Below are 12,827 nucleotides of genomic sequence, written 5' to 3' on the forward strand. Positions count from 1 at the left end.
ACACTTCCTCTCGCATCGCGAAGCAAGCCAACCAATCGTGTTCATCGTTGCAGGCGACGAACAAGAGGAGGGTAATCATGAGCCTTCGACACTCGATGTTCTGCCCATGTTGCGACAGCCAACCGGGCGCCGCAAGCCGACGCCGCTTTTTGGCGCTGGCCGGTCAGAGCGCCGCGGCGCTCGCACTCTTTCCGCATCTCGCTTACGCAGATAGCGACGTGCCCGCCATTCCCTACGATTCCGTGCCCGATCCGGTGCGTCTGCCGAGCGATATGTATCTCGGCGAGTGCTCGGGTGTCGCGCTCAATTCGGCGGGTCATGTGTTCGTGCTTTCGCGCGGCAACAGCACGGGCCCCGCATACGGCGCGGCTGCGGCGCAATTGCTCGAATTCGACCGCAATGGACGCTTCGTGCGCGAGATCGGTCATCACCTCTATGCGTGGTCGTTTGCGCATACGGTCAAGGTGGATCGGCAGGATAACGTCTGGGTCACGGACAAAGGCTCGGACATGATCATCAAGTTCACGCCCGAAGGCCGCGTTGCGATGGTGTTCGGCCGCAAGCAGGAAGCATCGGACGAAGAGACCGCGCCGCTCAAGCATCCGAATCCGCCGCTGCCTTCCGAGCCCGGGCGCTTCCGTCAGGTCACCGACGTCGCTTGGGACACGGCGGGCAATACCTTCATCAGCGACGGCTACATCAACTCGCGCGTCGCGAAGGTCGATCGCGACGGCAACTGGCTCAAGTCGTGGGGCGAGCGCGGCAAGGGGCCGGGGCAGTTCCATACGCCGCATAGCATTGCCGTCGATGCGAACAATAGGGTCTACGTCGCCGATCGCAGCAATCGCCGCATTCAGGTCTTCGACACCGACGGCAATTTTCAGCGCCAGTTCACGATCGACGTGCCCGTGCCGCCCGACGCGCGTCCGGCTATCGGCAACATGCCCGATGAAGCCGCGCTTGCGGCGGGTACGTTCGCACCGGGCTCGCCCTGGGCCATTTGCATTTCGCCGGGGCCGAATCAAGTGCTGTATTCCGCCGATGCGTTTCCGGGCCGCATCTACAAGCTCTCGCTCGACGGCCAATTGCTTGGCGTGCTCGGTCGATCGGGCAAGCAGTTGAAGCAGTTCGGCTGGATTCATGAAATGGCGTGCCCCGCTGAAAACACGCTCTTTGTCGCCGAATTGCTCAACTGGCGTGTGCAGAAGCTCGTGCTGCACGCGTGAATGCGAGTGATCGCTCACAATTCATTTGGCGGCGGGCTTTCTGCGCATCGACATGATCGGCTTGGGTTGCGCGTCGCGTCCGCTTTCACGCCATGCGCGCAGCGTATCGAGCGCGACCGAATTGCGCACATAGCGATGCCATACGAAGGCGAGATCGAAAATCAGAATCGCAAGCCACCACGCATAGAGAAAGAAGAGGCCACCGAGCACAACGGGCCACAGCGGCTTGCCGGCCAGATCGCCCCATAACCTCACGCCGACGATCAGCATCATCATCAACGCGCCGAGCGCGACGAGAAGGCGCCTGCCCACGCGTGGCTTGCGCGGCACGAGCCAGCCGCTCAGTGCACATACGAGTCCGGCAAGAACGAAGACCGCTTTGCCGACGACAGGATCGGCTTGATCGCGATGCAGGATATCGGCAAACGGGCTCGCAAGAAATGCGGCCACGCCACTCACGAGCACGAACCAGAACAGCAGCGCGCCCGCTGCGAAAGCCGCGAGTGCGACGACGCGCCATCGCAGCCATGCGCTCGTGCGCCGCATACCACGCGCCTTGACGAGTCGTGGAATGCGCGCGGCGACCGTGGTCCCCATCAGCAAGCAGGCAAGCGCAAAAACCGAGCGCGTGAGAAAGATGAACTCGGGGGTATTGCTCGATCCGCCCTCGCCCGTATCGGACGAGGCCGTAACCGCTTTGTAGATGAAGAACACGGCAGCAAGATGAAGCGCGAAGCTGAGCAGATAAGGAATCGCCGCGCTGACGATGCCGCGAAAGTGCCTGTTTCCAGGGGCTTTTGCAGCATTTTTGCCAAGTACGACGTTCTCGATGAAATGGCCGAAGACTTCGGCATCGGTCCAGTAGTCGGTGTGCGCCTTGCCCGGCAACCAATAGCGCGAGAAGCCGATGTCGTGTGCAGGCTCGAACTCGAACGCCCGGCAACCGCGATGATCCAGATACGCACGCGCTGTGTCGAGCGCGAAGCCGACGGGGTCGCCGAAGTCGTAATAGTTGCGCCACTTGATACGCGAGGGCAGCGTGACCGCGCCGCCGGGACGCTCGACTTGCGTGACGGACTCGCCCTGCATTTCGCTTTTGAGCGTCATGTCTTCCCATAGCTTCGGCCACAGAAGAATGTGCTTGTCGATGGGCGAGCCGATCGTCATGAAGCCGCGCAGACTTTGCACCCAGTCGGTGCTGATGACTTGCTTGCCATCCCGGGGGTCACGTACTGTCGATGCCGACAGCGCCTGCAGGATGCCGAGAAAACTGATCACGGTCCCTTCGCTGTGAGCGACGATATAAACCTCGGGCGCGCATTGGCAACGCGCGGTGACGAGCGCGACGAGGCGCTCCATCACGCGATGAAAGCGAAACACGATCGTGTCGCGATGCTGTTTGAAGTCCGCGACGAGCTGCACGTCGCCGACGTAATCGCGCAACATGGGCGCGAGATCGAACTTGAAGATGCCGGCTTTCTCGGCGACCGCGAGCAGGCTCTGCATGACGGCGACGGTCTCGACGACCTCTTCCACCACACCCGCTGCCAGAGAAAAATCGGCCGGTTCGAGACTGCGTTCGTCGACGTTGAGCATATAGGTCGACTGCGCGCGGCTCACGATGGAGAGACCCCAGGCCTTGCTTTCTTCGAGCGTGTCGTCTTGCTTGACGACTTCGCGAGGGATGTCGGCCCAATACACTTCGGCGAAGCCGAGCGCCGAATAAAAATCGCGCTGCTCGGGCGTGTACGGCCCGCCGGACGGCAGATCGAGTTGGCGTACATCCACTTCGCCGACGCCCGCGATATCGAAATAGCCGAGCGGCATGACGGGCAGCGGCGGGTCATAGCGCGCGCCGAACTGGCTCGCCACGGAGCGCACGGTGTCGCTGTGCAACTGATTGCCGATGCCGTGTATCGCGACGACGATCTTCTGCACGCGTGGCGCGATCGGCAATTCGGGCAAGGGTGCGGCAGACGATGCCTGCGACGCGGCCCGTGTGCCACTTAGGCCTTCCGAATCGAGGGATGAGGCGGTCATGTGCGTCTCCCGGTGGCGTTTCGATAGCGCTTCTTCGTGTCCCGACCGTTGCGCCGCGCGCGTGCTCTCAATCGGCAGCGGCGAGATCGGCGGCTTCGGCTGCTCGATGCAGATTAGTCTATTTTTAAGACAAGAGAGCGAATCGGTGACCGCGATGTATGCGGCTGTCCGTGCGGGCGGCATTTTGCATGCGTGATACCGAATGCAAACTGCGCTGACAGTCGAATGAATGCAATCTCAGAACGCAACTTCAGCCGCCGCGCGCGAGCCCTGTTTCCATCGCGACGCCGTTCCACAGATGCATTGCCGCGTAGGCGCGCCACGGGCGCCAGCGTTCGGTGCGCGCGCGTTGCTGGGCGGGCTTCAAGAGCGAAGGGTCGCGCCGGGCGAGCGCCTGCATGAGCACGAGATCGGCGTCGGGCCAGGCGTCGGGGTCGCGTAAGGCTCGCATCGACACATAGCCGACAGTCCACGGACCGATGCCGGGCATCGCGAGCAGGTCGCGCTTGAGCTGTTCGGCATCGGCGCCGGGTGTATCGAGCGGCAGGGCGCCCGTCGCGACCGCTTGCGCGATCCGCTGCACGGTCTCGGTGCGCTTCGTCGGCATGCCGATCTTGTCCAGATCGGCTGCGGCGAGTTCGGCGGGCGTGGGAAAGCGCCACGCGGTGCCTTCGTGCGGATGACCCTCGATGCGCTTGCCGGCGCGCTGCACGATGCGGTTCATGATCGTCGAGGCGCCTTTCACGCTCACCTGCTGCCCGACGATTGTCCGCACCACGAGTTCGAAGCCGGACCACGCGCCCGGCACGCGCAAACCGGGCGCGGCCGCGACAAGCGGCGCCAGTATCGGGTCGTCGGAGAGGCAGCGGGCGATCTCGCGCGGATCGACATGCAAGTCGAACATGCGCGCGAGCGGCGCCGCGAGTGCTTCCGCATGACGAGCTGCGGCACCGTCGACGGTCACGACGAGCCGGTGTCTTCGCTCATGCGGTCTGACTTCGACGGTGCCTTCGTCGCCATGCCATTCGATCGCCCGCCGATACACGTTGTCTTCGACCGATTCCACGCCCGCCGACGCGCGTCCGCCGATGAATTTCAGCATGCGCGTCCAGTCGAAGGGCCGCTTGAAGGGCAGTTCGAAAGTGGCGTAAGAATTGTTTATTGTCGAATGCATTTTGAATGCCAACGCGTGGATGGGCGCTTGAATGCTGCTTGAGTGCCGCCTGAGTGCCGATCTTACCGTGACAAGCCCGCGCTCATTTTTGGCTAACTCTCGGCGACCACAATGTTTCTCAAAGGCAGCGCATGACGCCGCCAGCCAACGAGTCACATGAACCGAATCAAGGAGCCGAACATGAACGCCATCACGATCAGCATCGTCGCCATTGTCCTGACCGCCTCGCTCGCCGCCGTCATGCCCATCAAGCACTATGCGCAGCATGAGATCGCCGTATTGAGCGCGCATGCTGCCAGCACCCGTGCTCAGGTGCAGCTTGGAGAAGGAAGCGGATTGACGGCGTGAGTGCGCCGAAGTCGTCAGGGGCGACGCGCGAGTTCCATCGTGCTCGCGTTCACGAGCTGCCTGAACTCGTCATCCTGCGAGAGAATCTGACGCGCGCTCGTGACCAGTTGCGGACGACGGTCCCATTGATCCGAGCGCACGATGCAGCGCGAAAGCACGATGGTATAGATGGGACGAAGTCCTTCGCGATCATGCGCCGCAGTGAGCTGCGCGATGCGGACTTTCTCGTCGTGTGTGAGTTCGCGGGTGAGGCAGTCGACAGTCTGGCGGTCCATCGAGGCCTGCGCCGCGTCGAATTCCGGTGAGCGATAGAAGCTGAAGCCCGTAACGACGAGCACCGCGCCGAGCGCGATGCACATCACTCTAAACTTGGTCAACGTTATCCCCGGTTGAATTCTCTGACGAAGGCTCTGACGGCCATAGGCCCGCATCGTACCGTATCTTCAGAGGAATCGCTCGACCGTTCGTTTAGTCGTTGTCGCTCGTCGCGCGTGCGGTTCGTTCGGTGGCGCGCTTCCTCGGCGTCGTTGCTTTCACGGTCGTCAACGTGCGTTCAGCGAGCACTGCGTCGCGCTTGGACAGCAGATGCTTGCGCATGATCTCGCCCATGCGCTTGCCGTCGCGAGCCTCGAGCGCCTCAATCATCTCTTCGTGATCGCGAATGGCGCTGTCCCATTTCGGCGTCTGGAAATTCGAGCGAAAGCGTAGCGCCATCAGACGCCGGTTGATCGATACGTACGTCTGACGCAGCGCCGTATTGCGCGCGGCCTCGTTGATCTTGTCGTGAATGGCCTGATTGCGGCTGTAGTAACCGGACAGATCATTCTGCGCACGGCACGCGAGCATCGCGTAGTGCAGCGCCTTGATCTCGGCGATTTCGAGCGGCGTGATGCGCTCGCACGCCAGTTCGCCCGAAAACGCTTCGAGGCCGCTCATCAACTCGAACATCTCGCGCATCTCGAACTCGCTCATCTGCGACACCGATGCGCCCCGGTTCGGCGATATCTCGATCAACCCTTCGGCGGCCAGCACTTTGAGCGCCTCGCGCAGTGGCGTGCGCGAAATCCCGAGCGTCTCGCAGAGCTTGCGCTCGTTGAGCTTCACGCCAGGCGCGAGCAAACCCTCGACGATGAACCCGCGCAAATGGTCCACGACGGTGTCGTGCAGACGCAGCCGCTCGACCTTCGGCAGCCCGTTCGAAACGTGCGTTTGTGGCAAATCGGGATTTTGCATTCAATACCTCTAATTCCGTTTGCGGCAATTTTAACGCAGCGATAGCGGAAAAAACCGCCAGCGGGTTATCCCTAGGCCATTCGGCCTAGGTATTCCTTTACGACGCCAGATCACTGCGTTATTGTATTTTGCATGCAAAATTACATTTGAGGACGCGAACTCATGCTCAAGCTCGACTTCCATCCCGCCGGCCGTCACTTTTTGCAGATCCCCGGACCGAGCCCGGTTCCCGACCGGATCTTGCGCGCGATGAGTTATCCGACCATCGACCATCGTGGTCCGGAGTTCGGCGCGCTGGGGCTCAAGGTGCTCGATGGCATCAAGAAGATCTTCAAGACGAACCAGCCCGTGGTGATCTATCCGGCATCGGGCACGGGCGCGTGGGAAGCGGCGCTGTGCAACACGCTGAACGCGGGCGATGCGGTCCTCATGTACGAGACCGGCCACTTCGCGGCGCTATGGAAGAAGATGGCGGAGAACCTGGGCCTCAAGCCCGAGTTTCTGGGATTGCCGGGCATCGAAGGATGGCGGCGCGGCGTGCAGGCCGACCTCATCGAGAAGCGTCTGCGCGAGGACTCGCATCGTGCGATCAAGGCGGTCTGCGTCGTGCATAACGAAACGTCGACGGGTGTCACGTCGGACATCGCCGCCGTGCGCCGCGCCATCGACGCGGCGGCGCATCCCGCGTTGCTGCTCGTCGATACGATTTCGGGGCTCGCATCGGCCGACTATCGGCATGACGAATGGGGCGTCGACGTGACCATTTCGGGCTCGCAAAAAGGCCTGATGCTGCCGCCGGGAATCAGCTTCAACGCGGTGTCGGAGAAGGCGCGCGAGGCGTCGAAGCACGCGACGTTGCCACGCGCGTTCTGGGACTGGACCGACATCATCGAGATGAACAAGCAGGGTTACTGGCCCTACACGCCGAATACGAACTTGTTGTACGGCTTGTCCGAAGCGCTCGACATGATTCTCGGCGAAGGACTCGACAACGTGTTCGCGCGGCATCAACGGCTCGCGGCGGCGTGTCGCGCGGCGGTGAGCGCATGGGGACTCGAGATTCAGTGCGCGGATCCCGCCGTCTATTCGCCGGTGCTGACGGGCGTGATGACGCCCGAAGGCGTCGATGCCGATGCGGTGCGCAAGCTCATCTACGAACATTTCGATCTGTCGCTCGGCACGGGGCTCGGCAAGGTGAAGGGGCGCATGTTCCGCATCGGCCATCTCGGCGATTGCAACGACCTCACGCTGATGGCCGCGCTGTCCGGCTGCGAGATGGGGTTGACGCTCGCGGGCGTCGAATTGAAGGGCAGCGGCGTCACGGCGGCGATGGACTATCTGACGAAGCACGTCGCGAAGACCTCGTTGAAGGCGGCTGCATGAGCGCCGCGTTCGACGCCGGTGCGCTTGCGCGGCTCTTCGTCGAGGCGCGGGCGCATCGCGCGAAGCTGGATACGCTGCCGGAAGGTGCGCGCCCGTCGAACGCCGACGAAGCCTATGCCGTGCAGGCCGAGACGCTGCGCCTGATCGGCGTGAACATCGGCGGCTGGAAGGTCGGCGCCAAATCATCCGACGGGCCGATTCAAGGCGCGTTGCTTCCCGCGGACGGCGTGCATCGCTCCGGTGCGCATCTCGCGATGGACGCCTTTGGCCGGGCAGGCCTCGAACTCGAAGTGGCGTTCACGCTCGGCCGGCGTTTCGAGCCGAACAGAGGCCCGTACGACGATGCAGCGGTGCTTGACGCGATCGAGTCCGTGCATGCGTCGATCGAAGTGGTGGCGAGCCGCTTCGCCGCGTGGCCCGATATCGAGAAGCCTTGGCAGCTCGCGGACTTGCAGAACCACGGCGCGTTGATCGTCGGCGAAGGCGTGCCCTACGACGCGGCGTTTCCGTTCGTCGCGCCCGCGATGACCTTCACGTCAAACGGCGTGCCGCTCTTTCATGCGACGCCGGCCAACCCGGCGGGCGACCCGCGCCGCCTGCTCGCGTGGACGGTGAATCACAGCGTGTCGCATGGCTTCGCGGTCGAACGCGGAACGGTGATCACGGCGGGCTCGTACACCGGCATCGCGTTTCCAGACACGCCCGGACATGTGGTCGGCACGATCGCGGGCTTGCCGCCCGTCGAATTGCATTTCGCATAACGCATTACGCATTCAAACGCTCCGGCACTCAGGCACAGCGAAGATGCTCAACTCTCCCACCGAACCGCTCGTCAAGCCGATCCATCTGATGCCTGCGTCGGCACGCGCGCGGCTCGCGTCTGCGCCGACGCCGCTACAGGCGCGTCTGCAACGCGAGCTGAAGGGCGACGTGCTGTTCGATCGCGCGTCGCGCGGGCGCTATGCCACCGATGCGTCGATCTATCAGATCGTGCCGCTCGGCGTCGTCGTGCCGAAGGATCAGGCGGACTTGCGGCTCGCATTGCAGATCGCGGCCGACCAACACGCGAGCGTGCTGGCGCGCGGTGCGGGCACGAGCCAGTGCGGGCAAACGGTAGGCGAGGCGCTCGTCATCGATACGACGAAGTGGCTCAACAACATCGTCCACTTCGACAAGGAAGCGCGCACGGTCACGGTCGAGCCGGGCGTCGTGCTTGATCATCTGAATGCGTGGCTGAAGCCGCATGGCCTGTGGTTTCCCGTCGACGTATCCACGAGCGCGCAATGCACGATCGGCGGCATGGCCGGCAACAACTCGTGCGGCTCGCGTTCGATGGAATACGGGATCATGGTGCACAACGTCGAGGCCATCGACGCGATTCTCGCCGACGGACACGAGGCACGCTTCGGCAAGCTGTTGGGCATGGCGCACGATACACGCACGCGCGATCTCGTCGATGGCGTGCGTGGCATCGCGCTGCGCGAGCGGGATGAATTGCGCGAACGCATTCCGAAAGTGCTGCGCCGCGTAGCGGGCTATAACCTCGATCTGTTCGACTGCCAGAGCCCGCTCGCATTCAGCGAAAGCGGCGAGCCTAATCTCGCGAATCTGTTGGTCGGCTCGGAGGGTACGCTCGCATTCAGCCGTCAGTTGACGTTGAAGCTCGCGCCGCTGCCCGCGCACAAAATGCTCGGCGTGGTCAACTTCGCGAGCTTCTATGCCGCGATGGACATGACGCAGCACATCGTGAAGCTCGGACCTGTTGCGGTTGAACTCGTCGATCGCACGATGATCGATCTCGCGATGTCCAACCCGGCGTTTCGGCCCGTGATCGAGAAGGCGTTGGTCGGGTCGCCGCAAGCGGTGTTGCTCGTCGAGTTCGCCGGCGCCGATCGCGATACGCAAGTGGCGAAGCTTGCGCAACTCGTCGAATTGATGAGCGATCTCGGCTTGCCCGATTCGGTCGTGCAGATGCCCGAAGCCGGCGCGCAGAAGGCGCTGTGGGAAGTGCGCAAGGCGGGCCTGAACATCATGATGAGCATGAAGGGCGACGGCAAGCCCGTCTCGTTCATCGAGGATTGCGCGGTGCCGCTCGAGCATCTCGCGGACTATACGGCGCGCCTGACCGATGTCTTCAGGAAGCACGACACGGAAGGCACATGGTATGCGCATGCAAGCGTAGGCACGCTGCATGTGCGGCCGATTCTCGACATGCGCCGCGATGGGGCCGTCAAGATGCGCGCGATCGCCGAAGAGGCCGCGGCGATGGTGCGCGAATACAAGGGCGCCTATTCGGGCGAGCACGGCGACGGCCTGTGTCGCGGCGAATGGGTCGCATGGCAATACGGCCCGCGCATCAACGAGGCGTTCAGCGGCATCAAGCGGCTGTTCGATCCCGAGAATCGCCTGAGCCCGGATCGCATCGTTGCGCCGCCGAAAATGGACGATGTAGCGAACTTCCGCTTTCCGCCGACGTATCGTGAGCACGCGCTCGAACCCGCGCTCGACTGGTCCGCATGGAACGTCACGCGCGATCCGTTGACTGGCGAAGAGCGCGCGCCGGGATCGGGTGGCGATCTTGCGGGCGGCCTCGCGAAAGCGGTCGAGATGTGCAACAACAATGGCCATTGCCGCAAGTTCGATGCAGGCACGATGTGCCCGAGCTACCGCATTACGAAGGACGAGCAGCATGTCACGCGCGGCCGCGCCAACACATTGAGGCTTGCGCTCTCGGGGCAATTGGGTGAGGACGGTCTCGCGAGCCAGGACGTAAAGGACGTGCTCGACCTGTGTGTGTCGTGCAAGGGCTGCAAGCGCGATTGCCCGACGGGCGTCGATATGGCGCGCATCAAGATCGAGGCGCGTTCTGCATGGACTACGCGTCATGGTGTGCGCATGCGTGAACGCCTGATCGCGTATTTGCCGCGTTACGCGCCGTTTGCTAGCCGCATGCCGGTGCTGGCCAACGCGCTCGACAAGACCATGCCGGCCGCCTCGCGCTGGCTCAAGACAAAGCTCGGCATCGCGCCGCAACGCGGCTTTCCGCGCTTCACGAAGTCCTTTCTTGCGAACGCGTTAAGCACACAAGTTGCATCTGCAACTAACGAAGTCCTGTTGTTCGTCGATACCTTCAATAACTACATGGAGCCGGAAAACGCGCGGGCTGCGAAGCGCGTGCTCGAAGCGGCCGGCTATGCGGTCCGCCTGAACGTGAATGGGGAAGAGCGGCCGTTATGTTGCGGACGCACGTTCCTGGCTGCGGGTCTCGTCGACGAAGCGAAGGAAGAAGCACGCCGCACGCTCGATGCCCTTTTGCCTTACGTTGAGCGCGGCGTCGCGATCGTTGGGCTGGAGCCGTCGTGCCTGCTTTCGCTGCGCGATGAGTTTCTAGCCTACGGCTATGGCGAAGCGGCTCGCAAGCTCGCGGACGCATCGTTCCTGTTCGAGGAATTCCTCGTGCGTGAACATGCGCAAGGGCGATTGCATTTGAAGCTCGGACCTCTCGGCACATCGAATGCGCTGTTGCACGGACACTGTCATCAAAAGGCATTCGATGCGGTGCGTCCCATCGAGCAAGTACTCGGCTGGATTCCGGGACTCGAAGTGAAGACGATCGAATCGTCATGCTGCGGCATGGCGGGAAGTTTCGGCTACGAGGCCGAGCATTACGAAGCGTCGCAGGCGATGGCGGAGTTGTCGCTCTTGCCTGCGGTGCGTGCCGCGAGCGATGCAATGATCGTCGCGGATGGCACGAGTTGTCGTCACCAGATCGCGGATGGTGCGCAACGCGAGGCACTACATGTCGCCCGCGTGCTGGCGATGTCGCTCGACGCAAAAAACTGACGACCGATTCATTCATCGAAGCATGACAGCGGACCGTGACGAGCCGCGCTCAGGAGACAAGCCATGACATCACCGCGCAAACCCCGCATTCGCAAGTTGCGCCGACGCACGCAATAGGCGGACGCAGGTCGATCAAGCGTTCTCATCCGACATACCCCAAGCGAAGTTCCGCGTGCCACGCCATGTGGCGCCTTCGAACGACGAAGGCGCCAGGCGCATGCACGCGGCTATCCAAGGAGACGATGATGTTCCGTCGAGCCACGACCCGCGTATTGCTGCTGCTATGCGCGATGTATTTCATCACCTATATCGACCGGGTCAATGTCAGTACCGCAGCAAGCCAGTTCGGCGCGGAGCTGGGTCTCTCGCATACACAAGTCGGTTTCGTGTTTTCCGCATTCGCGTATCCGTACCTCGTCTTTCAGATCATCGGCGGATGGGTCGGCGACCGCTTCGGGCCGCGCCGCACGCTGACGCTGTGCGCGATCATCTGGGCGGGCGCCACGGTGCTGACCGGACTCGCGGGCGGCTTTGCGTCGCTGATCGTGGCGCGTCTGCTGCTCGGCCTGGGCGAAGGCGCGACCTTCCCGACCGCGACCCGCGCGATGTCCAACTGGATGCCCGCCGATCAACGCGGCTTTGCACAAGGTATTACGCATGCAGCATCCCGAATCGGGAATGCGGTTGCGCCGCCGCTCATCGTCTGGCTGATGGTCGCGACGAGCTGGCGCGGCGCGTTTCTCATCACGGGCGTCATCAGCTTCGTGTGGGCGCTCGCATGGGTCTTCTATTTCCGCGATAACCCGCGCGACCATCCGCGCATCACCGACTCCGAATGCGCGACGCTCGCCTCTTATTCGGGCGTGAAGGAACGCGCGCCGGTGCCGTGGCGCACGTTGCTGGGCCGCATGGCGCCCGTTACCGCGGTGTACTTCTGCTATGGCTGGGTGCTGTGGCTGTTCCTCGGCTGGATTCCGCAATACTTTTTGCACAGCTATCACATGCAACTCGGCAAGTCCGCGCTGTTCGCTTCAGGCGTGTTCTTCGCGGGTGTGCTCGGCGACTGGCTCGGCGGTTCGGTCACCGACCGCATCCTGAGAAAGAGCGGCAACGTGCGTCTCGCGCGCAACCTGATGGTCGGCGTGTGCATGTTCCTGACGCTGCTATCGCTCGCGCCGATCATGTTCGTCTCGGACATCTCGATCACGCTCGCGGCGCTGTGCCTTTCGGCCGGCTTCTTCTTCAACGAAATGACGATCGGCCCGATGTGGTCCGTGCCGATGGATATCGCGCCGAAGCACTCGGGCACCGCCGCCGGCATTATGAATTCAGGTTCCGCGCTCGCGGCGATCATCAGTCCGGTCGTGGGCGGCTGGCTCATCGACCGCACCGGTAACTGGAACTTACCTTTCACCGTGTCGATGGTGCTGATGGCGGTGGGCATCATCCTCTCGTTCACGATGCGGCCCGATCGCGTGCTCAGCGCAGAAGACGACAACGCGGACGCAGCGCGGGTACGCAAGTTCGTCTGACGTCGACGGAGTGATTATTCTGGTTCGATGCATTTTGCATGCATTGAA

10 protein-coding genes are annotated in these 12,827 nt (G+C 62.8%); 6 read left to right on the plus strand and 4 right to left on the minus strand.

Going from position 1 to position 12,827, the window contains the following annotated elements:
* Positions 1-77 precede the first annotated feature (77 nt).
* Positions 78-1,226, plus strand: coding sequence for a peptidyl-alpha-hydroxyglycine alpha-amidating lyase family protein (locus BRPE64_RS26515; RefSeq protein ID WP_044043335.1), 1,149 nt, complete (start codon positions 78-80; stop codon positions 1,224-1,226).
* Positions 1,227-1,247: 21 nt separating this feature from the next.
* On the opposite strand, the gene BRPE64_RS26520 is transcribed toward BRPE64_RS26515, so the two are convergent.
* Together BRPE64_RS26520 and BRPE64_RS26530 are read right to left on the minus strand one after the other, a co-directional pair.
* A complete protein-coding gene (locus tag BRPE64_RS26520; protein ID WP_232519331.1) occupies positions 1,248-3,266 on the minus strand; it encodes an MFS transporter in 2,019 nt (672 codons plus the stop codon).
* Between the two features lie 250 nt (positions 3,267-3,516).
* Positions 3,517-4,440 (minus strand): DNA-3-methyladenine glycosylase family protein, encoded by a 924-nt coding sequence (locus BRPE64_RS26530; protein ID WP_044043339.1) that lies wholly within the window; start codon positions 4,438-4,440, stop codon positions 3,517-3,519.
* A gap of 180 nt (positions 4,441-4,620) precedes the next feature.
* On the opposite strand from BRPE64_RS26530, the gene BRPE64_RS33330 reads away from it, so the two are divergent.
* Positions 4,621-4,788 (plus strand): hypothetical protein, encoded by a 168-nt coding sequence (locus BRPE64_RS33330; protein ID WP_160167950.1) that lies wholly within the window; start codon positions 4,621-4,623, stop codon positions 4,786-4,788.
* Between the two features lie 14 nt (positions 4,789-4,802).
* Here BRPE64_RS33330 and BRPE64_RS26540 read toward each other — a convergent pair whose 3' ends face one another.
* Together BRPE64_RS26540 and BRPE64_RS26545 are read right to left on the minus strand one after the other, a co-directional pair.
* The gene (locus tag BRPE64_RS26540) at positions 4,803-5,165 is read right to left on the minus strand and encodes a hypothetical protein (RefSeq protein ID WP_232519332.1); all 363 of its coding nucleotides are present in this window, start codon (positions 5,163-5,165) and stop codon (positions 4,803-4,805) included.
* Positions 5,166-5,256: 91 nt separating this feature from the next.
* The gene (locus tag BRPE64_RS26545) at positions 5,257-6,021 is read right to left on the minus strand and encodes a GntR family transcriptional regulator (protein WP_016348045.1); all 765 of its coding nucleotides are present in this window, start codon (positions 6,019-6,021) and stop codon (positions 5,257-5,259) included.
* 162 nt (positions 6,022-6,183) lie between these two features.
* On the opposite strand from BRPE64_RS26545, the gene BRPE64_RS26550 reads away from it, so the two are divergent.
* The 4 genes from BRPE64_RS26550 to BRPE64_RS26565 all read left to right on the plus strand — a co-directional run bounded on the left by BRPE64_RS26550 (position 6,184) and on the right by BRPE64_RS26565 (position 12,779).
* Positions 6,184-7,404: a pyridoxal-phosphate-dependent aminotransferase family protein gene (locus BRPE64_RS26550; protein ID WP_016348046.1), complete on the plus strand. Its 1,221-nt coding sequence runs from the start codon at positions 6,184-6,186 to the stop codon at positions 7,402-7,404.
* Complete coding sequence (locus BRPE64_RS26555) at positions 7,401-8,165, plus strand: 2-keto-4-pentenoate hydratase (protein ID WP_016348047.1); 765 nt, start codon at positions 7,401-7,403, stop codon at positions 8,163-8,165. The genes BRPE64_RS26550 and BRPE64_RS26555 overlap by 4 nt, the downstream gene beginning before the upstream one ends.
* 43 nt (positions 8,166-8,208) lie before the next feature.
* Entirely contained in the window at positions 8,209-11,247 is a 3,039-nt protein-coding gene (locus tag BRPE64_RS26560; protein ID WP_016348048.1) for an FAD-binding and (Fe-S)-binding domain-containing protein, read from the plus strand.
* 242 nt (positions 11,248-11,489) lie between these two features.
* Positions 11,490-12,779 (plus strand): MFS transporter, encoded by a 1,290-nt coding sequence (locus tag BRPE64_RS26565; protein ID WP_044043341.1) that lies wholly within the window; start codon positions 11,490-11,492, stop codon positions 12,777-12,779.
* Positions 12,780-12,827 lie beyond the last annotated feature (48 nt).

The organism is Caballeronia insecticola, assembly GCF_000402035.1.
In the GTDB taxonomy this organism is placed as follows: Bacteria; Pseudomonadota; Gammaproteobacteria; order Burkholderiales; family Burkholderiaceae; genus Caballeronia; species Caballeronia insecticola.